Source organism: Thermococcus sp. (assembly GCF_015523185.1).
Classification (GTDB): domain Archaea; phylum Methanobacteriota_B; class Thermococci; order Thermococcales; family Thermococcaceae; genus Thermococcus.
Window position 1 is genome coordinate 13,535 of record NZ_WAKV01000057.1, and the last position, 23,689, is coordinate 37,223.

A 23,689-nucleotide genomic window follows, 5' to 3' on the forward strand; every position below is an offset into this window, starting at 1 on the left:
GGTTGAGATGGCTCACAAGAAGATTTTCCTCGACTATAAGCGCTGTATCGGCTGTAAGGCCTGTGAAGTGGCCTGTGAAATGACCCACGGCGAGGCAAGAATAAAGGTCTTCGAGTTCCCCGATCTCTTCACTGTCCCCTTCAACTGCCGCCACTGTGAGAAGGCACCGTGTATGAACGTTTGCCCAACCGGAGCACTCTTCAGGGACGAGGACGGAGCCGTTGCCTTCGACCCGCTCAAGTGTATCGGCTGTCTCATGTGTGCCGTTGCCTGTCCCTTCGGAATTCCAAAGCTCGACGAGGAGAACAAGATTATGGACAAGTGCGACCTCTGTGCCGATAGAAGGGCGGAAGGCCTTCTCCCGGCCTGTGTTTCAGCATGCCCAACTGAGGCCCTTAAGTTCGGTGAGATAAATGAAATCCTCTGGAACAGAGAAGGAAAAATAGTCGCCAACCTGAAGAGCTCTGCCGAGAAGGGAGAGGGCGAGAAGGCATACATCGTCCTCTGACCTTATTTTTTTTGCAAAGAAAACCAATGGTTAAAAACCAAGGGGTGATGGTGATGATTGAACTGGTGTTGATTTCAGCGCTCCTCCCGTTCCTGCTCCTGGCACTCTGGAAGCTCGAGGGAAAGACTGCTGACATCATAGCGGGCTCAATACTAGGCATCTCACTTCTCCTAAATGGAATCGCTGTCTACGATTTCTTCTCAAACGGTTCTGAAAAGGTCTATCACACCGCCTACGTTGTAACAACCAACCTTGGGGAGGTCTTTGGGATAACCCTTGATACGGCCTCGGCACTCATGGGAATCGTTTCAATACTCATAGCGTTTCTCATGGTGGTTTACGCAAGCAGGTTCCTTGAGTCCAACAGGGGAAAGTTCTACGCACTCTTCGGCCTCTTGACGGGCGCGAGCATGGTTTTCATATACTCAATCAACCTCGTTCAGTTCGCCATAGCCCTCGAGCTGATGGCCATTGCGATGCTCTGCCTTGTTGAGCTGGGCGGTGCAAAGATGGATGCCCTCAAGGCCTTTCTCGTCCTCAACGTTGGTGTTTTCCTCATACTTGGTGCAGTTCTTGTCCTCGGGAACGGCCAGGACCTCACGAAGGTCACTTATGACAGCACAGCCTTTCTCCTGCTGATTTTCGCCGCCTTTATGATGAGCTCCCAGTTCCCGTTCTATTCATGGCTCCCCGACTCAACCGCTTCTCCGATTCCAGCGAGTGCCTACGTCCATTCAGCTTCAATAGTTCCGCTCGGTGCCTACATGCTCTTCAGGGTCATACAGTACATGAAGCCGAACGACCAGTATTTCTGGCTCCTCGGAGGCCTAACCGTTGCCCTGATAATCCTAATGATGATTTATTACCCCCTCCAGCGCGATGCCAAGAGACTTGTGGCGTATTCGACCATAGCACAGACGGGCGTTGCCTACATAACCCTCGCCTACGCCCTCCTTGGCCACGTTGCAGGTATACAGATAGCCCTTTACCAGGTTGTCAACCATGCCGTTGTTAAAGCGCTCGCCTTTGCCTCCGTTGGTGGCCTTGCGATTGCATATGGTACGACTGACCTCAAGCTCATCAAAGGAATGAGAAAAAGCGTCCCGTGGACGAGCATAGCATGGTTCATGAGCTTTCTCGGCTTGGCTGGCGTTCTCCCGCTCGGTCTATTCTTCAGCAAGGCCTTCACCATAATGAGCACCAGACATGCAGAGGGCATAGCTTCGTGGCTCTTCCCGGGCGTTGTCCTCATTGACGCGGCAATATTCCTCATAGTGGTTCTCCTGTGGTTCAGGAAGAGCTTCTTCGGGGAGGGCGAATCCAGGAACGAACCAAAGGTCATCGTTGCAGTGCTTATAGTCCTCATAATAGTCGGCATAATAATGCCTTGGGTGAGCCTCGACGTTGTGATGAAGATAAGCTTCGCGGGGTGATGGGAAATGATACTCGAATACGCGATTGGAGCATTCATTCTCGGTGGCCTCGTCGGTCTGATTAGGGACTACAAGGCTACCGTCAAGGCCTCAAGTTTCATGGCCTTCCTCGGTTCGCTGGCGCTCCTCTGGCAGGTTTACTCCGTCTACACAAACGGCCCGGTTTCGGGAAACCTCTTTGGGATTCCCCTCAGGATTGACAATCTCTCGATAGTCTTCCTCCTCATAATTGGCCTCGTGGGAACCGCCGCCTCGCTCTTCGCAATCAACTATATGGAGATGTTTGAAAACGTCGGCAAGGGCTGGGTCTATGCCGTTGCATACAATACCTTCCTGGCGAGCATGGCCCTTGTAGTTACCGTTGACAGTATGGAGTACTTCGTGATGAGCTGGGAACTCATGACACTCAGCTCCTTTATACTCGTCTTCTTCAGCGAGAAGCTCAGGGACGTCGATGTGAGCGTTAAGTACTACATCACTATGCACTTCCTCGACACTATACCGCTCTTCCTTGCCCTTGGAACTGCCTATTCGCTCGTTGGAAGCTTTGACAAGCTGACCTTTGAGAACATAGCGAGTGCGATGGCAACCGCTCCCTTCCACACCAAGGCAGTCTTCGGCGGTTTACTCATGATAGCCTTCATGACGAAGTCGGGCATGATACCCTTCCAGTTCTGGGTTGCCGAGACCTACCGCGCGGCACCGACCAGCGTTTCCGCTGTCATGGCTGGAGCGATGGAGAAAGTGGCCCTCTATGGTCTCATAGCCCTTATTTGGAGAATCGTGGGGACGAGCTACTCACTCGGGCTCTTTGTTGCCGTGATAGGTGCCATAACCCTCACTGTTGGAACACTCTACGCCCTCCGCGAGACAAATGCCAAGAGGCTACTTGCCTATCACTCAATAGGTCAGATGGGCTATATATGGCTCGGCATAGGAATAGGCATGGCTCTCATTCCAAAGGGAGGCTTCCTCGGCGCGGTCGGGGCTCTTGGTGCCTTTGCCGGACTCTTCCACGCCCTCAACCACGCAATATTCAAGGCCTCACTCTTCCTATCGGCTGGAGCCGTCGAGTACAGAACCGGAACAGTGAACCTTGACGAACTGGGTGGCCTTGGGAGGACTATGAAGGTAACGGCCCTCGCGGCGCTCTTCGCTTCCCTCGCGATAAGTGGTGTTCCGCCCTTCAACGGATTCCTGAGCAAGTGGCTCATCTACGTTTCCGGTTACTACTCCCACAGCTATGTCCTTGCCCTTGGAGCTGTCCTAGCTGCTTTCATAAGTGCGGCAACACTCGCCTCCTTCGTCAAGTTCTACGGGGCTCAGTTCGGCGGTGATATGAAGCGCTACGAAAACGTCAAGGAGGTTCCAGCCGGAATGCTCGCCGGCCAGTGGATTCTCGCCGGTTTAACGCTCCTCATAGGCCTCTTCCCAGGAACCGTCACTGGAATCCTCAACGTCTTCAACGCCCCAGTGGAGACGAACCTCTACAAGATTGGTTTCCAGTCGGTGTTCTTCTCCCCAGTGCTCTTCGTGATAGTGCTCGGAATCCTAGCGTTCGGGCTCTACCTCGTCTTCAAGCCGGAGTACAAGGAGGCCAAGCCCTGGGACTGCGGTTCAACCCAGATAGACGAGGATGAGTATAGGATAAACGCTGAGGGCTACTATATCAAGTACGAGGAGAAGATTGGTTCGTTCTACCGCCTCGGTGACTGGTTCTACAGTGTTGGCGCTGGGATAATACACTACATCGTTAGGGCATACCTCTGGATGGCGAGCTACTTCACAAAGATAGTGGACACACCCTACACAAAGGTTGAGAGCCTCGACGACCTCCGTGAAAGAGAAATCCTGCACATCGACGAGGAGGTCTTCAAGCCCCTCATAAGGTTCCTCAACATAGCCAGAGACGTTCTGCCGGGGATAAGGCTCGGAACCTTCATAGTCATAGCCCTGATTGTTGTCGGGGCCATCGTGGGACTGCTGATAGCCATGTGAGGTGATGAAAATGGAGACGACGGCTAAGCTTGCCTTCAGCTTTATCGGAGTGCTCCTGACTTTCCTCCTGCCCCCTTACCTTGATGGAATAGCCAGAAGGGTAAAGGCGAGGCTCCAGTACAGGCGCGGGCCACCGCTTATGCAGACGTGGTACGACCTCAACAAGCTCTTCAACCTTCCATCGGTCAAGCCGACAAAGAGCGCGCTCTTCACATGGGCGCCTTTCCTGGCTTTGGCCTCTGCCGTAATCGGTGCCCTACTCCTCCCCTACGGTAACGTCGTTCCAATAAACGTGGGATTCAACCTAGTCGTGTTCTTCTACGTAATCCTGATGGTCAGCGTATTCCTGATGCTCGCGGGACTCACAGTTCAGAACGCATTCAGCCACCTCGGTTCCGCCAGGGAGATGCAGATAATCCTCACTGTTGAGCCACTCATTGCGATACTCTACGGAGTCCTGGCCTACAACGCCGGTTCCCTCAACATAGCGGACATCGTCTCAAACCTCCACCTGACGCCTTCACTCGTGATGACCTACGTCCTCCTGGCTTACGCCCTCTACGTCGAGAGTGGCTTCGTGCCCTTCGACATAGCCGAGGCGGAGCAGGAAGTTATCGGCGGTCCCCTCAGCGAGTACAGTGGAAGACTCCTAGGAGTCTTCTACTACGCCATCTACATCAAGCGCTTTGCCCTGCTGTGGTTCTTTGTGAGCCTGCTCGTCCTTCCGTGGGTAGGTCCGATAAACACAACGCTCAAAGCGGCCGAGGTGCTCGCGATACAGTTCCTGCTGACGATAGCTTTATACCCGGTTATAGCTTCACTTGAGGCCACGAACGCAAGGCTCAGGATTGACCACGTGGTTAAGATGAACACGAGGGCGTTCTTCGCCGGTGTGATTATACTCGCAATAGCCTTCATGGGGTGGTGAATATGGTAACGACGAAGGATTTGGAGGCTCACTCCGAATTTGAGTGCAGGGCCTGTGAAAAGGGCCGGTGCAGGAAGGCGGATGTTAACGTTATACTTTCCGAGAGAAAAGGTCTTAAGGAGTTTTACGAGGCCTTTAAGGAGCACATAAAGGAATGCAAGAGAATGACCTATGGTCAGTACCAGTTTGTCATAGACAGGGAGGTTCTCCCTGAGGCAGTGCTCTGGTGGCACAACCACCCGGAATTCAAAGAGACACACCTCTCCACGGCTGTGGGAACCGATGAGAGACCACTTAACGGACACTTCGTCTACATGCCGTTCCTCAACGTTCAGGTCGAGTTTGCCAACGAGCCTGAGAACTACTATGTGTTCCTCAGGACTTACCTCCCGGCAGACGACCCGAGCTTCCCGAGCGTCGCAGCTAAACTCCCAGCCGCGCTCTGGATAGAGAGAGAGGTCAGGGACTTACTTGGCTTCAACCCAGTTGGTCACCCAGACCCGAGAAGGTTAATTCTCCCCGAGGACTGGCCAGAGGGAGTTTATCCGCTCAGGAAGGACATGGACTACAGAGACTCGCCAATGGCAGAGCCGAAGGTTGAGTTCAAGGAAAAGCCCGATGAGACAACGCTCGTTCCGATGGGTCCAGCTCACATGGGTATCGAGGAGCCGGCCCACTTCCGGCTGTTCGTGAAGGGTGAGACCATAGTTGACGTTGACTACCGCGGTTTCTACTCCCACCGTGGCATAGAAAAGACGGGAGAGGGCAGGCTAACCTACAACCAGGTGCTCTTCCTCGCTGAGAGAATATGTGGAATCTGTGGCTACCAGCACTCCGTCAGCTACGCCATGGCCGTTGAGAGATTGGCTGACGTTGATATACCCGATAGGGCACGCTACATAAGGACACTGCTCCTCGAGCTTGAGAGGATTCACAACCACCTCCTGTGGGTGGGAATAGCAGCGCACCTCGTCGGCTACGACACGGGCTTCATGCACGCGTGGCGTATCAGGGAGCCAGTCATGTGGCTCGTTGAGCGCCTGACCGGAAACAGGAAGCAGTATGGTATGAACATTGTTGGTGGAGTTAGGAGGGACATACTCGACTACAGGAAGGAGGAGATACTAAAGGTCGTCAAGCAGATACGCGAAGAGACCAAGAAGTTCCTTGACATCGCTCTAAACACTAACACCTTCATCAAGCGCGCAGAGGGAGTCGGTATACTGCCCTACAAGGTTGCGAAGGCCTACTCTGTCCTTGGACCGACTGCCCGCGCTAGCGGAAGGAGGATTGACACGAGAAAGGACCAGGCAGTCAAAACTGCCACAGCTTACAACGAACTCGACTTCAAGGTCCCCGTTTACAAGGAGGGTGACGTTTTAGCTAGGGTTCTCGTAAGGATGGACGAGCTCTTTGAGAGCCTCTGGATGGTCGAGCAGATAATCGACCAGATGCCCGGCGGAGACATAATGGTTCCAATTGGCGACCTGCCCGAGTACGAAGAAGCTTTGGGCTTCACAGAGGCCCACCGCGGTGAGGTTGTCCACTACGTCATGACGGGCGAGAAGAACAAGGTCTACCGCTGGAAGGTTCGTGCTCCGACATACAACAACCTGCCGGCAGTTCCCGAGATGCTCAAGGGCTACCACGTTGCCGATGCACCGCTAATCATAGCGAGCATTGACCCGTGCTACTCCTGTACCGAGAGGGTTCAGTTCGTTGACCTCGAAACCGGCAAGGTGAAGGTTCTTACCGAGGCCGAGTTCAACGAGCTCTCAATCAAGTATAAGGGGGTGTTCTGATGGCCGAGAGCCTCCCATACACCGAGAAGCTCAAGAAGTGGAATCGCTTTGAGGCCGAGAAGTTTAGCAAGAAGGCCCCTGTTACCACCCCCTATCCTTTTATTGACATCGAGAAGCCGCCGGAGTACAGGGGAATACCCCACATCAACCCCGAGAAGTGCATAGGCTGTGGGGCCTGTGTAAACGCCTGTCCACCCGATGCCCTGATAATGGAGTGGGACAAGGAGCACGGTGTCAAGAGACTCACATACAACGCTGCAAGATGTATCAGGTGTGCCCGTTGTATAGAGGTCTGCCCGACGGGAGCGATGGAGCCAACAACGAGGTTCGAAGTGGCAACTGACAACAAAGAAGATTTGGTAGAGGTTGTCGAGCACAAGTTAGCTTACTGCGAGGAGTGCGGAGAATACCTTGACTTCACCGAGAGGCAGATAGAGTACGTGAGGAACATCCTCCCGAAGGAAATATTTGACATGTATGCCCTCGAGGACAGGATAAAGCTCACACAGGAGGAAAAGATGCGTAGAACGGTCGTCAAACTCAGGGAAACCGAGGGCAACGTTTATCCGGCCTTCGTGCTCGTGGAGAAGCCAAGGAAATCCCCCAAAAGGGAAGGGGGTGAGGAGTAATGGGGAAGCAGAGGCTTAAGTCCGTCTGGGTCTATCACGTTGATGCCGGTTCATGTAACGGTTGCGACATTGAGGTTCTCGATGTGCTCAGTCCCTACTATGACCTTGAGAGATTGGGAATTAAAGTTGTTCCCAACCCGAGGCACGCGGATGTGCTCTTCATAACAGGGCCGCTCACGAGGCAGACGAGGATAATGATAAGAAAGGCCTATGAGGCCATGCCTCCAAAGCCGAGAATAGTCGTTGCCATAGGAACCTGTGCATCAAGTGGTGGAATCTTCTACAACAGCTACGCCCTCTACAATACTTCACCCCAGCGCGGAAGGGACAGGCTCAGGAGCGGTGGGCCGGAGATGATAGTCCCAATAGACATGTACATCCCCGGCTGTCCGCCCAGCCCAGAGGAGATACTCTATGGTGTCGCCCAGCTCCTCGGAATAAAGGAGAAGAAGATGAAGGGCGAGTACTGGATAGCCCTTCCGCCCGGGGAGAAAGCCGGCAAAGAGAATGAGATTGAGTTTAAGATTCCGGACAGACCTATACCGCTCCGTTACTGGCTGACGCTTCGTGAAGAACTTAGAAGGGTTGTGGGCTACTACGACAGGGATGCTGTCCTCAACGACTTCATCGAGCTGGTTGGAAAGGCCTTCGAAAGCGAGAACCCGAGGGAGAAGCTCCACGACCTAGTTACGGGATACTTCCTCAAGGAAAAGGACTCCAGGATAAAGGTGGCCATGCGCTTCCTTGAAAACGAGTTCTGGCGCCTCTACGACGAATACCACTCCCTCGGAGAGAACATCAGGAAGAAATATCCGGTTACCGCGGGTGTCTGAAGTGCCCTGGAAACTATACCACTTTAAATACGAGGATTACCCGGAATACTCCGCGAGAATTACCGGGCACTATGCCGGCGACCTGCTAATCATTGAGGAGGCAGGGGAGCTCAGCGAGGAGGCAGTGAAGCTTATAAAGAAAGCCTTGGGCATCGATGAAAACGCGAGGGCCTTTGACATAGATGTCAGGGACGTGCTGAAGCTTCCAATCAAAGAACTGCCCGAGGAGGACAGAAAAGTCCTTATATCTGCCTCAGAAAAGCTGGACTCTGAAAGCAAACTCCACGTGGAGTACCGCTATCAGCCGACCTTCGATTGATTTTTATTTTCCTCAAAAACTTTTCTGGGGGGTGAAGGAATGAACGCTGAGACCTTGAAGAGAGCCAAGGAGGAGCTGATTCAAAGGGTGAAGGACTTCTACGGGGACAACCTGCTCTCGATAATCTTCTACGGGAGGCACCTTCAGGACCCGGGCTTTCCAGAGATAGACGTGGTCGTTGTAATAGACAAACCCTACGACCCAGTTAAGATGAACCGTGTGGCAGATTTCGTTGAGAACATAAGGGACCCAATAGAGGAGAAATACGGCTACCACGTCTCCTTCGAGCTCTACACGCGCGAGGAAGCAGAGAACTTTCACTCCGGCTACCTTGACGTGGTTGTTAACTACGAGGTGGCCTACGATAAAGATAACTACTTCCAGAACCTCCTCAGGAACATGCTGAATCCAAAAAAGGCGATGGACTACGTTAAATACATCAGCACGATTGAGTACATCCCCGTCGAGGAAGAGGAGAGGGACGACGAATGATAGGGGCCGTTCTGGCCGGCGGAAGAGGAAGGCGCTTTGGGGGCGATAAGTTACTCTTCAAAATTTCCGGAAAGCCCCTGATTCTTTATACCATCGAGAGGCTGGAGAAAGCGGAGGGGATAGATGAAATAGTTCTGGTCGCTTCCAGAGAAAACGCGGAAAAGCTTGAAAGACTGGGTTATGGGGTAGTCATTGATGAACTCCTCGTGGGCCCGATGGGAGGTATTTACACCGCCCTTTCCCTTGGCGATGCCTTTGTGGTTGCAGGCGACATGCCCCTCCTTGTTCCGGAGTTTGTTGATTTCATAATAGAGCGCTTTTATCTAGAAAAAAAGCCGGCCTGCGTTCCGCGGTGGAGCAACGGCTACCTTGAACCTCTCCATGCCGCTTATTTAAGGGAATTTAGGTCTTTTCTGGGAGAAAAAATCAAGAGTGGACGGTATGCGATAAACCGGGCGATAAGGGAAAGTGAGGCCTGCTACATCGAAATCGAGAGCCTTCCCGAGGAGTGGAGGGAGAGCTTCTTCAACGTGAACACGCGGGAGGATTTGGAAAGAATCAGAGGCATTCGGGAAAGAGTTCTATGATCTCCTTTGTGTTCAGAACTTTGAGGTAGGGAACTGATTTTAGAGCTTTATTGTTGCTCCATAATACAGCGTTCATCTTGAGCGCGAGTGCCACAAAGTCCACATCCTTTGAGTCGGGGGTTATCTTGATTGCAATGTCAACAAACTCGGCGTAGCTCTCGTAGTCAATGAACGCCACGTATTTTTTGATAAGGTTTAAGACCCGTTCGAAGCTCTCGGGAGTTAGATGGGCTTTTTCCCATTATATATCAGGTTAGAATATCTTCTCAGTTCCTCCAGCAGGTATTCTGGGGCATAGAGTGGAGTGTCGAGAGAGATGCACAGGATAAGCTTTCTGGTTGTGCTCTCCTTTTTGAAAAACGAGAAGAGGACGTTCGTGTCAATCACTATCGGATTTTTCAAAGAAAGTCCTCCTTCTTCCTATTTCCTCGCTTATTTTCTCGATGTCTTCGTCGGTTAGTTCCGAGTTCATCAGGAGGCTATTAAGTCTCGTCAGCTCGGCTAACCTTTTCTCCACCAGCTTTGCAAGCCTCTTCGCGAATTCTATATCAACACCCTCAGGAACTCTAATCGCTACGCTCGTCATAACCATCACCCAAGTTTTGTCCTTGATGTTAATTATGCTTTTCTCACCCGTACTCCATCTAATCCACCTCTTCCTGAACTTGGCAGGTAGACGAGCACCGCCACGAGGATGAAGATGGAGCCGAGAACCCCTCTCCTGAGATACCACAGCAGAAAGCCGGTGCCGAGGAAGAGGTCTTTCAGCGTTTTCCATCTGTTCTCCTCGGTTTTAAATCCTAGAAAAACGAGATAATGCCTAAGATGCCTCCAATCAGCTAGACGTACTCAATCATCCCCTCCACCGTTCAGAATCCCCGCCAGCAGTTCCGCCAGCCTTTTCGCACGTTCCCTTATCAGCTCGCTTGGCTCTTGGAATAACCCTGTCGAGCCGGGCTGACAACCTATAAGCACGAACTCTGCCTTAACCATAGTCTTCATGAACTGGGTCACGAACTTCAGAGGAAGGCCGTGGGTCGAGACTGCCTCGCCTATCGTTCCTTCCGGGTCGGCTATTATATACTCCCCGACTTCACCGCCGAAGTCAACGGCATCAACGAAAACAACGAGTTCCGGCTTGAAATCCTTTATTTTTCCAGTGTAGTTCTCTGGAACCTCACCGCAGTTTACCACAAGGACGTTTGGATTGTCAAGGAGTTTCTTCAGCTTTTCAGCCACGAGCACGCCGAAGGCATCGTCCCCCCTTATGTCGTTTCCTATACCGCAGATTACGATTCGCTCTTTTCCTTGAAAGATTTCTTCGAGGGCGTTCATTTTGGGACTCTCCCCCAGTCTCATGTTAGTGTGTCATGTTTAAAAAAGAACAAAAATCAAAGCTTCCCGGCTATCTCCCTTACCTTCCCTGCAAACTCGGTCTTCATAAGCCCCTCAACGTTCCCAATCTTGGCGTCGAGGTCCGGGTAAAACGGTATTCCTCCAAGGTAGGGAATTCCGAACTCCTTTGCCAAAGCCTCGACGTCCTTCTCATCGTTGAGCTTCATGTTCTCAACAATTCCGAGAACTTTGTGCTTCTCCTCGAGGAGGAGCTGGACGAGCTTTCTGACTACGTTGAGGGCGAGCTTTGAGGGCGTCGCAACGACGAGGAACTCACCTCTCTTGAGGAAGCGGAGCACATCTAAGAGCTGGTCGCCGAGACCTGGCGGCATGTCTATGACGAGGTAGTCCAGCTCGTCCCACCTCGTTATCGTGAGCAGTTCGATTAGGGCATCGCTTATCTCCTTCCCGCGGAGTGGCGTTGGCTTGTCCTCGGTGTAATAAGCGATGGTCATGAACTTGATTCCGTGGACGGTGTGCGGGACGACGCCTTTATCCTCCTCGGGGAACTCCTTGGGTTCGAAGCCAAGAATCACGTGGTCGCTCGCTCCGTGGAAGTCGAGGTCGAGGAGACCGACTTTGTAGCCTTTCTCAGCGAGAGCCAAAGCCAGAGTGGTCGAGATGAGGGATTTTCCAACTCCCCCCTTACCGCTGACAACGGGGATTATTCTCCTAACTTTCTCAAGCCTCGCGTTAATGGCTATCTCACGTGGGTCTATCATTTCCCTCCCTCCTTCTCAATCATTATCCCAGCGACGTAAACACCCCTGCCCTGAACAACTTCAAAGTCGTGGCTTCCACACTTCGGACACGCTAAAAACGCGTGGACGACCTCCGGAATGAAGTGGATGTCTTCCTTAATGCGCTCGTCGAATTTGTCCTTCACTTCCTTGAGCTTCCATGTGTGACCACAGTTACGGCACTTGAATATGGCCTCTTCCTCCTCGAAGATTATCTCCGCGCCTTCAGCTATTGTTCCCGCGAACATCTGCTCCATGGCGAACTTGACGATGTCCTCTGCAACGTCCTGCAGTTCGCCGAGAACGACTTTAACTGCTTTAACGCGCTTCGCTCCTTCTTTCTGGGCGTAATCAAGAACCGTTCTAACAATAGCATCAGCCAGCGCCCACTCGTGCATGGTATCACCAACGGGAATTGGAGTGCTACCTTAAAAGGGTTGGGTTCCAAACCTGCAGTTGGGTCGTGGTGCAGACAAATTTATTAATGACTCGATAAAAGCTCTATCCAGCGGTGTGATGGATACGACATGGAGCAAAATTTGAAATAACCCACGTGACGGTTCAACTCGAAGTTGATAGGGGTGAAGTTAATGGTGTAATCCGCGAAAGGAAATAAGACAGAAAAAATCAGGCCTTTACAGTCTCAGGAACGCTTGCCTTTTCAAGTAACTTCTGCGTCGTTACCTCTACAGCACTGTAATAACTCGGCACGTAGAGGGTTGGCCCGCGCAGGATGACGCTCTCATCGACCCAGCTGACTTCTGTGAGTCCTTTCGGTTTTCCATGCTCTACTATGCTCTCCCAGAGGCGCTTGTTTATTATACATCCTGGGTCATCACCAAGGACGTCCAGCGTGTAGTGGTAGGCTCTCGCGCGACAGCCGCCGCAGATGTTCCTATAGGGGCAGTTCCTGCACTGACCTGTGAAGTTGTCCCTGTCGCGTAGGAGGTTGAATATCCTGCTTTTCTCCCATATTTCCTTGAAGGGCTTCACGCGAACGTTACCAACTGGCAATGGAAGGAATACGCAGGGAACAACGGTTCCATCGGGCTCTATGCCCGCATAAATCCTTCCGGCTCCACAACCTCCGATGAACTCCGCTAAAGTCTTCACGGCGTTGTTCTCTCCGATGTAGAAGTGCGCTGGTGTTACGTTCTTTCCCTGGCTTTCTAAGAGGGTGACCCTCGCGTACTGTGGGGCCGTTGTAAGTATCTCAAGCTTTCTCTTCTTCATTTGGTGATAGATTTCCTTCATGAATTCCTCGCGTTCCTCTGGGGACAGGTCAACCTTCACCATATCCTCTGCTCTCCCCGTCGGGACGAGGTTGAAGAATATGACGCGCTTAACTCCTATGCTTTCAGCTAAATCAAGTATATCATCTATTTCTTGGTATGTTTCTTTATCCATTACCACGGCCATTCCATGGCTTATGCCAAGCTCCACAGCGTTTTCAAGGGCCTTCACAGCGTGTTCCCAGGCTCCCGGAATACCACGGAACTCATCGTGCTTCTCTGGTTTTGCCGAGTCAACGCTTACTTCAACGTACTTTATACCAGCTTCGACAGCTTTCTTGAGCTTTTCAATGTCTGCGAACGTCCAGCCGTTGGTGGCGACCGATGTATGGATTCCCCGGCTTGACAGTTCTTTTACAATTCTGAGGAAGTGGGGATGTATCGTTGGTTCACCACCACTTATTGCCACGGCCGCTACACCAGCTTTGTCGAGCTGGTCAACGAGGTTGAGTTTCTCCTCGAGGGAAAGCTCGCTCGGGAGCGGTTTATCGGCCCTCTGGTAGCAGTGCTTGCACCGAAAGTTGCACATATTTGTGAAATTCCAGACTATCAGGAACGGCCCTGCCAAACGCTGTGGCACCGTAACTCCGTATTTGGCTATTCCCTCCAGAACGACCCATATTCCACGCCTTATGTGGGGGTCCCTTAGCAGGGCCTCTTTGACGGCTTCTTCATCTCCCTTCGCGAGCTTTATGCCCAGCTTAAGGAGAAGCTTGAGGGTCTCAGCTTGGAAGCGTATCATCATCGGAGCGTTCAGGCCTTCTCCCGCGTAGACACTGAGTGCCCAGTACAAGGCCGGTAGTTCTCTCCCGTTTATTTCATAGCGTTTCAACATTGGCCTTAGCAACGCCCTTGAAAGTGGGTTCCCTAGGATGAGCTTGAAGGCGGTTAGGGCAGTTGAAAGCTGATTTCCACCATTATCTTTTGGTTCTTCAACTACTCCCGGACCGTTCATCGCTTTTGGAAAAGGTTCTTCAATAACTCCAGTGATTGTATCAATACTCTCCTTTTCCCCCATGTTTGCCACCCCCGATATTAGTTAAGGCAATAGATACGTATAAACTTTTCGATATGTTATTTATATCATTTTTGTTTGATATATCCAAAACAACCGAAAAGTTTAAATAATATGATGAGAACCTACAATTGAAAACCCGGAGGTGATGAAAAATGGCCTCGGCCAAAACTGGAATGTGGACTGCTATATGTGGTGCTTGTTTGATATTGCTCGATGGTATTCTTGTTTTGGCGAACAAGAGCTTCTACGGCTGGCACTACGGAAGTGCAAGTGTCGTCGGCTGGACTGAGATAATCCTGAGCCTTATCATAATGGTTCTCGCCCCATACTATAAGAAGAGCAAGAGCGCTATCGGGTGGACAATAGTCCTGCTGGCGTTGATAACGATGCCCTTTGATGGTGGCTTCTGGACTATTGGTGCTTGGATTGCCCTGATAGGTGGGGCCATAATAGCGACTGGGTCCTGAGGTTTTTGTTTTTTTCGAAATTTTTATTATCGAATCTGTTGAATATTTTTATTGGTGATGACAATGAAAAAAGAAAAACAGCAGAACAAGAAATTCATTGAGCTCGTGGAAAGGCTACTTGAAAGGTGGGGATATAACAGGACGGAAGGAAAAATTTACGCCGTCCTGCTTATGAACGGCAAACCCATGACGATTTCGGAACTCGCAAAAAGCACGGGTCTCAGTAGGTCCTCAGTCTCGATAGCACTCTCCAACTTGACTAGAGATTATTTGGTTACTTACAGGAAAGAAGGTAAAACCAAGTATTTCTCGGCCGTTCCAGTTTTTCTGGAGAAGTTTCTCAAGCAACCTCAAGAGATGCTAGAACGGGAGGTTTTACCTCTTAAAAAAGTTGTAGAATCCCTGTTGGAATCAACTGAGAGCGATGAAAAAAGAACAACTTACGAGGCGATACTCTCAGACCTTTCGGCCCTTGAGTGCGTTCTCAAAAGATTGATAGAGTTTGAAGAAAGAGACGAGCTCTGTTTTAAGAAAGAGTCTTCCTGAGCTTTATCATCTTTATTGTCGTGACCAGCCACAGTCCGAGAAGTGGCCATAACAAAATGAACCCGAAGGCGTTCAGGAGGTTTAAATGGAACGCTTCTCCCAAGTCCAGTGTTGAGTTCGTGAAGGCTCCTATCGGAAAGATGAACGCCCACCACGAGGTGCTGTAAGGCAGGTGAAGGTTCCTGACGTAATGGATGGTTAATGCCGTTGCCATGACCAGCCACCAAAAGCCCAAACCCCAGAGGAAGAAAGCGAAGACCATAAAGGGTTCCTTCGGGATTGGTATCGTCGAGTTCGTTACGAGGGCGAAGAGCGCCGTTATGCTTGCTCCTATTGGTCCCAAGTTCATCCATATTAGTGGTGCCATCTGCGGCGGCATGAGCTCGTGTCTTATGAAGCGGAGCGTGACCACGGCGTAGAGCACTAGGTACAGGAAGAACCCGGCGCCCCATCCGAGGTAATTTACCGTGACAACTATCTGGTTGGTGTATCCCGCTGTTGTTCTCATGAACACCGCTCCAAACGGGATTATCACTAAGGCCACCGGTGGAATGTACCAGGCCGGTGAAAGGTGCTTTAAGTCAACTTCTCCAGCTATGAAAATCTCATACGACATCCAGAAGGCAAATATGAACGTTAGAATCAGGCCCCAGAGCCAGAGGTACCACGCCAGCTTGAGGTTGTGGAGTGTGACTATAAACTGCGCAGCGAGGACTATGGTGGCCGCCCCACTCGTCCCGTAGAAGTGTCCCATCGCAGGATGCCTGAGGTCATCAAGGGCGTTTTTCGTGTAAATTATCCACCTGAGCAACCACGGGAGGAGCAGAAAGACGTAGAGCACGATGTTAAGGTAAGTTAAGGCTATTCCTATCTCCTTCAAAGGTTCCCAGTACTGCGAGTATCGGTAACTTGCTATGCTAACCGCTCCAGTCCCCATGACACTGGCGAATAGGGCCGGATTGAACTTTTTCACGAAATCCATGAAAAATCCCTCCTTCAATTTTGGTTTCATATGACTTTAGTCTCACTTATAAATTTTGCCCAGCAAAATATCATAAGGTAGATGAAAAACTTTTTAAATGACCTAATGTTCATTTGACCGGTGGGTGCGATGAGCTATCCAGAACTTGCATTGATAGCCTTCATCCTCAGCGTTGTCTTTTCCATGGGTGGCATTGGCAGTGCCATGGCGATAGTCCCCACGATGGCATGGTTAGGAGTTCCACTTATGACGGCCAAGCCAACTGGCCTCTTCATAAATACCCTCTCAATGCTCTCGGCGACGCTTAAGAACCTGAAACATGGTAAGCTCGACCACCGTTTTGGGCTTCCAATACTGCTCGTAGCCACCACCATGGCCCCGGTTGGTGCCTACGCCGGAAAGATAGTACCTAAAGTCTACGTCCTTTGGGTCTTCATAGCGTTCCTCCTCTACTCCGGAACGATGATGATTTTCTTCAGGCCGAAGAGACGGCCGAAGGATGGAAACCACATCGTTGAAGGTTCGATAATCGGTGGAATAGCCGGTTTCCTCGGTGGTCTCCTTGGAGTGGGCGGCGGGGGGATAATAAGCCCTGCTTTGATAATGCTCGGCTATGAACCCAAGAAGGTGGCCGCCACAACGGCTCTTGTTGTGTTCTTTTCTTCTTTGAGTGGCTTTCTAACTTATTGGGGCATGGGAGCCTTGAACTGGGAGCTTTTGCTATGGGTCTCTGTCCCAGCTATAGCCGGCGGCTGGCTTGGGACGCATTTGATGCACTTTAAAATGAGTCCAGACCAGGTGAAAAAGGTTATAGGGGTGATAATGTACCTGATAGCCCTGAAGATGATTTTAAAGGTTCTCTAAACCCTCTACGGGGTTTTTGGTGTTGTCGTCACTTCCTCCTCCTTTAGGGTGCTCTTCTCTGTTATCTCACTCACTATCTCAAAGGCTTTCTTTGTAACCTTGGCCTTGGCAACCCACTTCTTTATGTACTCCTTTGGCGGGAACTCTATGGCGTTGCACGGGCAGAGGGTTGCACAGGTTGAGCAACCAACCATACAGTTGTAGGGCCTCGCTACGACTGGCTTCCCCTCTTTGGTGTCCCAGTCGAAAACGCGCCTTCCGCAGGTGACGAAGCATATGCCGCAACCAGCGCAGTGGTCGTAGTTTATCTTGGGATACCACTCTATCTTCTTCCTTTCAACGCCCCACCAAGGGATAACGCTCAGGTCCTTGACAGGTCTCCCAAGGGCGTCCTTCCCGATGACGGGAGCATCCACGTTCGACATTTCGCTCACCCCAATTTTTATTAAAAAAATTTCATTTAAAATTTTTTTCATATGTTTTTGTTCCCAACCTTTGGTTCTGGACGATTCTGCCCAGAAAATTTTAAATCTAATTCATATGAAAATTATTTGATGAAAAATGCTCTGCCTGAGAAACGTTGAGTACGAAAAAAACGGCCGGAGAATCCTTCATAGTGTTAACATGACATTCAGGGATGGCATAAGCTACTCGATACTCGGACCGAACGGTGCAGGAAAGTCAACGATAGCAAGGATTCTAATGGGCGAGCTGAAGCCCATTGCAGGGGAGGTTCTCCTCGATGGGAGGGACATAACGGGGCTTGCCGTTACCGAGAGAGCCAGACTGGGAATAAGCATGGCTTGGCAGGAGCCGGCTCGCTACGAGGGGTTAAGAGTTAGGGAGTACCTAACCTTGGGCGAAAAGCTGAAGGTTAGAGAAGACGAGATAAGAGAGGTACTTGAGCTTGTCGGCCTGCCGTATGAACTCTACGCGGGCAGGATGATAGACAAAACCCTCAGCGGCGGCGAGAGGAAAAGGATTGAGATAGCCTCTCTCCTTCTTTTGAAGCCTAGGTATGCTATTCTAGATGAGCCAGATTCTGGCCTCGACATAACCGCCGGCGAGCTTATTGAGGAGCTCTTACACTACTTTAAAAAGACAGGGACGACGGTTATTCTAATCACTCACCACGAAGAGATAGCCAGAAAGACTGATTTTGCGTACTTCCTCTGCGCTGGCAGGCTCATCAAGAAGGGCTTCTCGCGGGAGGTCGTTGAATATTATAGGAAGACCTGCGGAAGGTGTCTTTTCGTGGAGGGGTCACCATGACAATAAAGGTTGACCGCGTGAAGGAGTATGAGGCCCTGCTTGATATCTACGAGCGCGAGGGCCTTGACAGGTCGCTTTTTGGGGACAGGATAGCCGCGATAATTATAAGTGGGGACAGGATAATCGGCCTCAATAACGTTCCAGGGGTTGAGATAAAGGGTGAGGAAATAAAGAACGGCGTGAGAGCTGACGTTATGATAGCCGATGGGGTAGAGCTTCCCTTTCCAATCCACCTTTGTACAGGCTACCTCAAGAGTGAGGGCTATCAGCGCGTCGAGTTCAACATAACCATCGGAAAGAACTCGAAGGTGAAGTTAACTTCTCATTGTATCTTTCCTTACGCGAAGGACTTTACTCACGAGGCAATATCGAAGATAACAGTCGGCGAGAACTCAAGCGTTCTATACGACGACGAGCACATACACGGTGAGGGTGTCAGGATGAGAAGCAAGACCGAAGTGGAAGTTAAGGCCAATGGTCGTTACATTGGCAGGTTTAGTCTCACAAAGTACCGCGCGAGGGAGCTTAAGCTTGAGATGACCGCGAAGCTCACCGATGGGGCCGTCGCTGAGCTGACATCAAAGGTCAAGGCAGTGAAAGACGACTCGGTCGAGATAAGGGAAGTCCTCCTGCTGGAAGGTTCCTACTCCAGGGGTGACCTGAAGAGCACCGTTATAGCGTTTGACAACTCAAGGGTCAACGTCGTTAACGAAGCGTATGGCCTGGGAGACTACGCGAAGGGTCATGTCGAGTGCCATGAAATAGTTAAGGGAAATGCTGACGTCCAAACTATTCCACTGCTGAGGGTAAAGAACGATAAAGCAGAACTCACGCACGAGGCCTCGATAGGCAGGATAAACGAAGCCCAGCTGGTTCAGCTCATGGCGAAGGGACTAACGGAAGAGGAAGCGGCGGAGCTGATTATAAAGGGACTTTTAGGGGAGTAATTATTCTTGCTTTTCGCAGTTTTCCCTGTGCTTTTTCTCCTGCTTTATTTTTTCCTTCCAGTTGGGGTCGACTTCGAGAACCTGTTCGATGAAGGCCTTGACGACGTCATTAATCGGGCCGTAGGCACCGGTAACGACCGTTATTCCGAGTTCATTGAAGTAGCTCACAGCCTTTCTTCCCATACCATAAGCTAAAACAACCTCTCCTCCGTGCTCCTTCACAAAGTTTGGCAGGTCTCCAGGCCCGTGCTCCTTGAAGGGAACCTCAATGACCTCATGACCCTTAATCTCGTTGTCCTCTATATCAACAAAGACAAAGTATTTGGCCCTTCCGAAGTGGCCACTGACGTTGCTCTCAAGGCCTTTCTTATCTTCGGCGGGAATTGCAATTCTCATATTGGTCACCTTATTAGTGAATATTTTTTCAAGCTATAAATGTTGCGATATATGAAAATAATCACATCTGTCCAGCAAACTTTAAAAACCATTAGGTCCCCCTAATACATGAAAATAATATAAAATGAAAAATTTAACAGGTGATGTAAAATGTTTAGAAAGGTGCTCTTTCCGACAGATTTTAGCGAGGGTTCAGAGAAGGCGGCAAAGCGGTTTGAAAAGACAAACGATGTTTCAGTAGGTGAGGTTATCCTCCTCCATGTTATAGATGAGGGAACACTTGAAGACCTTCTCAACGGTTACTCTCTCCTTTATAAGGACGAGGAAATCGAGCTGGAGGAGATAAAGAGGAAGCTCAAGGAAAAGTTCATGGAGAGACTCCAGGCGAAGGTAGAGGACGTGAAGAAGGCCTTCAAGACTGACAAAGTCAAGCCCGTCGTCCGCTTCGGCTTTCCGTGGGAGGAGATAGTTAAAGTTGCCGAGGAAGAGGATGTCTCCCTCATAATCCTGCCTACCCACGGGAAGCTCGGCTTCTCCAAGGAACTCATAGGCTCAACTGCAATGCGCGTGCTGAAGAAGACTTACCGCCCCGTTCTGCTCATAAAGCCAAAGTGCAGGTGTGGTGATGAGGAATGAACTGGCTAAGGCTTAAGAACCATCTGGATAAATACCTCCCGGTTTACGTCACGCTGGCGATGTTGGCAGGATTTTACGTCGGGACGCACGCCAACCTCAAGCCATACCATGAAACACTCAAGACCCTCAACATGCTCGTCGTCATCAGCATGATTTACCCGATGATGATAAACCTTCGTCTCGGAGAGCTTAAGAACAGCGCCAAGCTCGGGAAACAGTTAGCTATAGCCCTCACGATGGGCCTTGTGATTTCCCCTCTCATCATGTACGGCGCGATATGGCTGACCGGGCTGTTCCACCCGATTGACCATATGCTCGCCCTCGGACTCCTCCTAGCTGTAGTTGTTCCGTGCTCCTCGATGAGCATAGCCTACACGGGCTTCACCAAGGGCAACATAGAGCTTGCGACCATCGTTGTAGCGCTCAGCTTCACCCTGGCAATAGTCACCGTTCCGGCGTGGCTCAAGGTCTTCGCTTCCAGCTATCATGTAGCAATCTCTGCTTGGCTCCTCGTCAAGACAATAATCATCGTTGTCATAACGCCGATGATACTCGGTGTCCTCACGAGGGCCTACCTCATGGGCAAGCTCGGTCCGGAGGGCTTCCTAAGGATTAAGCCCGCTTTTCCGGCAATCTCTCTCCTCGGCATGTACACCATCGTCTTCCTTATCTTCATGGAGAAGGCGAAGCTTATAGCGGCAAAGCCCGAGATAGTGGGGATAGCGTTAATACCGCTGGCCCTCTACTACACCACAGCACTGCTCTTTATGACCATCGTGGACAAGGCCATAGGAATACCCTACAGGGACCACATGGCAATAACCTTCACCTCAGTCGGAAAAAACGAGGGAACTGCAATGGCAATAGCTTTAGCAGCTGGAACCGGTCTGATGGCAATCGGTCCGGCAGTTACCCCAATTGTCCAGATACCCTTCTTGGTCGGCTACGTCAAGGTGTGGAAGACAATAGCTGGACTGTGGAAGTGCGATATCAAGGATGAGGAGGCTGTTCCTGGGACGGCTTGATTTCTTTCTATTTTCCTACATCCCTGTGGTTTCTCCACTGGGTCAATGGCGGGGTATCTCCCAAAGGTGGTGAAAATGAAGGTGCTTTTGATTCTTCCCCCAACGGATAGTGCAATAAAGCGGGTTGTTGGCACCACAGGGCCCCCTTTGGGACTGGCTTACCTCGCCTCAATGATACGCGAGGAGCATGACGTCAAGATAATCGACGGTATAGCCGAGGATTTAACGTTTGAAGACGTCATGAAAATACTAAAACGCTACGACCCGGACATGGTTGGGATAACCGCCACCACTTCGGCCATGTACGATGCCTACGCCGTAGCAAAGATATCCAAGAACCTCAATGAGAACGTCTTCGTCGTCATGGGAGGCCCCCATGTCACGTTCACACCCGAGCTAACGATGAAGGAGTGTCCGTGCATAGATGCAGTGGTCAGAGGGGAGGGTGAACTCACTTTCAAGGAGCTCGTTGAGGCCGTTGAGAAGGGTCGTCCGTTGAGGGGCATCCTCGGGCTATCCTATCAGGAAGAGAACGGCAAGATACGAAACGAGCCTCCGCGACCCCTCATACAGAACGTTGATGAGATTCCAATCCCCTCTTATGACCTTCTTCCGATGGACAAATACGTTGCAGATGGGACCCCCTTCGGGACGATAATGACGAGCAGGGGATGTCCATTCAACTGCGCTTTCTGTTCTTCCTCGCTCCAGTTTGGGAAGAGGTGGCGTGGCCACAGCGTGGACAGGGTCATCGAAGAACTCTCAATCCTCCGCTACGACTACGGCAGGAGGGAGATAGAGTTCTTGGATGACACCTTCACCCTCAACAAGGTCAGGGCCGTTAAGATAGCCGAGGCCATAAAGAGAGAGGGGCTTGATATAACCTGGACGGCCTCCTCAAGAGTGAACACGTTCAACGAAAAGGTTGCGAAGGCAATGAGGGCAGGAGGTTGCCACACTGTCTACTTCGGCATAGAGTCAGGCTCTCAGAAAACACTAGACTTCATAGGAAAGGGCATAACGCCAGAGCAGTCGCTTGATGCAGTCAAGACCGCTAAAAAGATAGGACTCCAAGCGCTTGGGTCGTTCATCATAGGCTTTCCGGACGAGACGAGAGAGGAAGTTGAAACCACAATAAAGTTCGCCAAGAAGGTTGGAGTTGATTTCGCTCAGTTCACCATTGCAACACCCTACCCCGGAACAAGGCTCTGGACCTACGCGGTTCAGAACAACCTTCTCCTAACGAAAAACTGGAGGAAATATACGACCATTGACCCAGTTATGAAGCTGAAGCACTTCACCCCAGAGGGCATCGCAAAGATGCTGAGGAAGGCTTATCTATCCTTTTATCTGAGGCCGAAGGTTCTTCTGAAAGACCTCGTTGAGAGACACGGGTTCATTCTTAAAAGGGCGATTCGTGGCATCCTTAACATTTACTACGGCACGAAAAGAAGCAGAGAAGCCGGTGAGATTCCTATCAAAACTATGGCCTTTGATTGATTTCCATCTTTTTCCACACTTCCCTGACGAAGGACTTAGTGTCGCTCATCGAGTTTATCTTTACCTCCCTTCTCGTCCTGACGAGGTACTCAACAGCTCCTGCGTACTGGAGGGCGTACTTGCCGACGAGCTGTGCCCCGTTTAGTTTACCATTCTCGATGAAGAGCTTTGCTATGTGCGGGCCGTGCCACACCTCCTTCCTCGCCCCGATGAAAGTCCCTATGGAGGCGAAGACCCTGTCAAATATGGTGATAATGTTCATGTTTATTGAACCGCGGTAGCGCTTCTCAACTCCGAGCATGTTGTAGCCTGCCACCCTCCCCTGTTCTCTAGCGAGCGGCCAGATGGCGAAGATACCGTAGCGACCGGTTACCAAGTCGCGAGTCTCGGCGCAGTCCCCTGCCGCATATACATCTTCCACGTTCGTCCTCATCCTCTCGTCCGTGAGTATACCACCACTCTCTCCAAGGGCTATCCTCCCGTCGAGGAAGCTCAGGCTGGGCCTAACGCCAATCGCCGCGACCACGATGTCGCCGTAGATGACACCACACGGGGCCTTGACGCCCTCAACCGGGTCGCCTACGAGGTCTATGCTCTTCTCGAAGAGAACCTTAATGCCGTTCAGTATCATCACGTCCCTTATGATGTCCGAGATGTCCTCGTCGAAGAGTCTCCTGAGTATCCTTGAACGGCAGATTATCACGGGGTCCACTCCGAGCCTTTTTAGAGCTATCGCGGTCTCGACTGCCACAGGACCGGCGCCGATTATTATCGCCCTCCCGCGCACCTTCCTGAGCCTGTCGGCGTCTTCCAGGGTTCTGACGCCTATGACGTTCTCCCTCCTAAACTGCGGGATTATGTTGGGCTTTGCACCGCTCGATATGAGAAGCCTGTCGTAGTCTATCTCTTCCCCGTTGTCTAGGAGCACCTTTTTGGCCTCCGTGTCAACCTTAACGACCTCCCTGCCCATGAGGTAGTCTATGCCACTAGAGCGGACGAAGTGCCAGTTCCAGATGAAGAGTTCATCCCTCCCCACGGTTCCCTCTATGTAGTACGGCAGGGCCGCCGGCGAGTAGGGAA

29 protein-coding genes are annotated in these 23,689 nt (G+C 51.1%); 18 read left to right on the top strand and 11 right to left on the bottom strand.

The genetic code is table 11. The features are described 5' to 3' along the window. Window positions 1-7: 7 nt before the first annotated feature. Genes F7B33_RS06570 through mobA form a run of 10 tightly spaced genes read left to right on the top strand, consistent with a single transcriptional unit; the run spans window position 8 to window position 9,529 of the window. The gene (locus tag F7B33_RS06570) at window positions 8-508 is read left to right on the top strand and encodes a 4Fe-4S dicluster domain-containing protein (protein WP_297062788.1); all 501 of its coding nucleotides are present in this window, start codon (window positions 8-10) and stop codon (window positions 506-508) included. A gap of 47 nt (window positions 509-555) precedes the next feature. Then, entirely contained in the window at window positions 556-1,941 is a 1,386-nt protein-coding gene (locus F7B33_RS06575) for a proton-conducting transporter membrane subunit (RefSeq protein ID WP_297073874.1), read from the top strand. Between the two features lie 6 nt (window positions 1,942-1,947). Beyond that, the gene (locus tag F7B33_RS06580; RefSeq protein WP_297062784.1) at window positions 1,948-3,939 is read left to right on the top strand and encodes a proton-conducting transporter membrane subunit; all 1,992 of its coding nucleotides are present in this window, start codon (window positions 1,948-1,950) and stop codon (window positions 3,937-3,939) included. 4 nt (window positions 3,940-3,943) lie between these two features. Further along, window positions 3,944-4,867 (top strand): respiratory chain complex I subunit 1 family protein, encoded by a 924-nt coding sequence (locus F7B33_RS06585; protein WP_297062783.1) that lies wholly within the window; start codon window positions 3,944-3,946, stop codon window positions 4,865-4,867. Between the two features lie 2 nt (window positions 4,868-4,869). After that, a complete protein-coding gene (locus F7B33_RS06590; RefSeq protein WP_297073875.1) occupies window positions 4,870-6,669 on the top strand; it encodes an NADH-quinone oxidoreductase subunit C in 1,800 nt (599 codons plus the stop codon). After that, window positions 6,669-7,298: a 4Fe-4S dicluster domain-containing protein gene (locus F7B33_RS06595; RefSeq protein WP_297062781.1), complete on the top strand. Its 630-nt coding sequence runs from the start codon at window positions 6,669-6,671 to the stop codon at window positions 7,296-7,298. Before F7B33_RS06590 ends, F7B33_RS06595 begins: the two co-directional genes overlap by 1 nt. Further along, window positions 7,298-8,131: an NADH-quinone oxidoreductase subunit B family protein gene (locus F7B33_RS06600; protein ID WP_297062779.1), complete on the top strand. Its 834-nt coding sequence runs from the start codon at window positions 7,298-7,300 to the stop codon at window positions 8,129-8,131. The genes F7B33_RS06595 and F7B33_RS06600 overlap by 1 nt, the downstream gene beginning before the upstream one ends. A 1-nt stretch (window position 8,132) precedes the next feature. After that, a complete protein-coding gene (locus F7B33_RS06605) occupies window positions 8,133-8,450 on the top strand; it encodes a hypothetical protein (protein WP_297062777.1) in 318 nt (105 codons plus the stop codon). 39 nt (window positions 8,451-8,489) lie between these two features. Continuing rightward, window positions 8,490-8,942, top strand: a complete 453-nt coding sequence (locus tag F7B33_RS06610; protein WP_297062775.1) for a nucleotidyltransferase — start codon at window positions 8,490-8,492, stop codon at window positions 8,940-8,942. Next, window positions 8,939-9,529, top strand: coding sequence for a molybdenum cofactor guanylyltransferase MobA (gene mobA / locus F7B33_RS06615; protein WP_297073876.1), 591 nt, complete (start codon window positions 8,939-8,941; stop codon window positions 9,527-9,529). The genes F7B33_RS06610 and mobA overlap by 4 nt, the downstream gene beginning before the upstream one ends. On the opposite strand, the gene F7B33_RS06620 is transcribed toward mobA, so the two are convergent. The 7 genes from F7B33_RS06620 to F7B33_RS06650 form a co-directional block, all read right to left on the bottom strand. Further along, entirely contained in the window at window positions 9,501-9,707 is a 207-nt protein-coding gene (locus F7B33_RS06620) for a PIN domain-containing protein (protein WP_297073878.1), read from the bottom strand. The two genes, mobA and F7B33_RS06620, sit on opposite strands and share 29 nt — an antisense overlap. Before the next feature lie 44 nt (window positions 9,708-9,751). Continuing rightward, entirely contained in the window at window positions 9,752-9,931 is a 180-nt protein-coding gene (locus tag F7B33_RS06625) for a PIN domain-containing protein (RefSeq protein WP_297062769.1), read from the bottom strand. Beyond that, window positions 9,909-10,121: a hypothetical protein gene (locus tag F7B33_RS06630; RefSeq protein WP_297062767.1), complete on the bottom strand. Its 213-nt coding sequence runs from the start codon at window positions 10,119-10,121 to the stop codon at window positions 9,909-9,911. The genes F7B33_RS06625 and F7B33_RS06630 overlap by 23 nt, the downstream gene beginning before the upstream one ends. 257 nt (window positions 10,122-10,378) lie before the next feature. Further along, window positions 10,379-10,864, bottom strand: coding sequence for a hydrogenase 3 maturation endopeptidase HyCI (locus F7B33_RS06635; RefSeq protein WP_297073885.1), 486 nt, complete (start codon window positions 10,862-10,864; stop codon window positions 10,379-10,381). Between the two features lie 56 nt (window positions 10,865-10,920). Continuing rightward, the gene (locus tag F7B33_RS06640) at window positions 10,921-11,646 is read right to left on the bottom strand and encodes an Mrp/NBP35 family ATP-binding protein (RefSeq protein ID WP_297062765.1); all 726 of its coding nucleotides are present in this window, start codon (window positions 11,644-11,646) and stop codon (window positions 10,921-10,923) included. After that, window positions 11,643-12,062 carry a hydrogenase nickel incorporation protein HypA gene (gene hypA / locus F7B33_RS06645; RefSeq protein WP_297062763.1) on the bottom strand — a complete coding sequence of 140 codons (420 nt, stop codon included), beginning with the start codon at window positions 12,060-12,062 and terminating at the stop codon, window positions 11,643-11,645. Before hypA ends, F7B33_RS06640 begins: the two co-directional genes overlap by 4 nt. A 229-nt stretch (window positions 12,063-12,291) precedes the next feature. Then, the gene (locus tag F7B33_RS06650) at window positions 12,292-13,974 is read right to left on the bottom strand and encodes a radical SAM protein (RefSeq protein WP_297062761.1); all 1,683 of its coding nucleotides are present in this window, start codon (window positions 13,972-13,974) and stop codon (window positions 12,292-12,294) included. 152 nt (window positions 13,975-14,126) lie between these two features. On the opposite strand from F7B33_RS06650, the gene F7B33_RS06655 reads away from it, so the two are divergent. Both F7B33_RS06655 and F7B33_RS06660 read left to right on the top strand, forming a co-directional pair. Next, on the top strand, window positions 14,127-14,441 hold the full coding sequence (locus F7B33_RS06655) for a hypothetical protein (protein WP_297062759.1): 315 nt from the start codon (window positions 14,127-14,129) through the stop codon (window positions 14,439-14,441). Window positions 14,442-14,498: 57 nt separating this feature from the next. After that, a complete protein-coding gene (locus F7B33_RS06660; RefSeq protein ID WP_297073886.1) occupies window positions 14,499-14,987 on the top strand; it encodes a GbsR/MarR family transcriptional regulator in 489 nt (162 codons plus the stop codon). Here the strand turns inward: F7B33_RS06660 and tdt are convergent. Further along, window positions 14,968-15,969, bottom strand: coding sequence for a tellurite-resistance/dicarboxylate transporter (tdt, locus tag F7B33_RS06665; protein WP_297073879.1), 1,002 nt, complete (start codon window positions 15,967-15,969; stop codon window positions 14,968-14,970). The genes F7B33_RS06660 and tdt overlap by 20 nt on opposite strands. Before the next feature lie 129 nt (window positions 15,970-16,098). Between tdt and F7B33_RS06670 the strand changes: the two genes are divergently transcribed. Continuing rightward, window positions 16,099-16,833 (top strand): sulfite exporter TauE/SafE family protein, encoded by a 735-nt coding sequence (locus F7B33_RS06670; protein WP_297073888.1) that lies wholly within the window; start codon window positions 16,099-16,101, stop codon window positions 16,831-16,833. A 5-nt stretch (window positions 16,834-16,838) separates the two neighbouring features. On the opposite strand, the gene F7B33_RS06675 is transcribed toward F7B33_RS06670, so the two are convergent. Then, window positions 16,839-17,258 carry a ferredoxin family protein gene (locus tag F7B33_RS06675; protein ID WP_297064019.1) on the bottom strand — a complete coding sequence of 140 codons (420 nt, stop codon included), beginning with the start codon at window positions 17,256-17,258 and terminating at the stop codon, window positions 16,839-16,841. Window positions 17,259-17,394: 136 nt separating this feature from the next. Here F7B33_RS06675 and F7B33_RS06680 point away from each other — a divergent pair, with 136 nt between their 5' ends. Both F7B33_RS06680 and F7B33_RS06685 read left to right on the top strand, forming a co-directional pair. Then, entirely contained in the window at window positions 17,395-18,105 is a 711-nt protein-coding gene (locus F7B33_RS06680) for an ABC transporter ATP-binding protein (RefSeq protein WP_297064012.1), read from the top strand. Further along, a complete protein-coding gene (locus F7B33_RS06685; protein ID WP_297064009.1) occupies window positions 18,102-19,052 on the top strand; it encodes a SufD family Fe-S cluster assembly protein in 951 nt (316 codons plus the stop codon). The genes F7B33_RS06680 and F7B33_RS06685 overlap by 4 nt, the downstream gene beginning before the upstream one ends. On the opposite strand, the gene F7B33_RS06690 is transcribed toward F7B33_RS06685, so the two are convergent. Further along, window positions 19,053-19,448: a NifB/NifX family molybdenum-iron cluster-binding protein gene (locus tag F7B33_RS06690; protein WP_297073881.1), complete on the bottom strand. Its 396-nt coding sequence runs from the start codon at window positions 19,446-19,448 to the stop codon at window positions 19,053-19,055. It lies immediately after the preceding gene. A gap of 150 nt (window positions 19,449-19,598) precedes the next feature. Here F7B33_RS06690 and F7B33_RS06695 point away from each other — a divergent pair, with 150 nt between their 5' ends. The 3 genes from F7B33_RS06695 (at window position 19,599) to F7B33_RS06705 (ending at window position 22,609) form a co-directional block, all read left to right on the top strand. After that, entirely contained in the window at window positions 19,599-20,084 is a 486-nt protein-coding gene (locus F7B33_RS06695; RefSeq protein WP_297064003.1) for a universal stress protein, read from the top strand. Further along, a complete protein-coding gene (locus F7B33_RS06700; protein WP_297064000.1) occupies window positions 20,081-21,109 on the top strand; it encodes an arsenic resistance protein in 1,029 nt (342 codons plus the stop codon). The genes F7B33_RS06695 and F7B33_RS06700 overlap by 4 nt, the downstream gene beginning before the upstream one ends. A 75-nt stretch (window positions 21,110-21,184) precedes the next feature. Next, window positions 21,185-22,609 carry a radical SAM protein gene (locus F7B33_RS06705; protein WP_297073890.1) on the top strand — a complete coding sequence of 475 codons (1,425 nt, stop codon included), beginning with the start codon at window positions 21,185-21,187 and terminating at the stop codon, window positions 22,607-22,609. Here the strand turns inward: F7B33_RS06705 and F7B33_RS06710 are convergent. Further along, on the bottom strand, window positions 22,593-23,689 hold a 1,097-nt coding region (locus tag F7B33_RS06710), incomplete at its 5' end, for an NAD(P)/FAD-dependent oxidoreductase (RefSeq protein ID WP_297073882.1). The two genes, F7B33_RS06705 and F7B33_RS06710, sit on opposite strands and share 17 nt — an antisense overlap.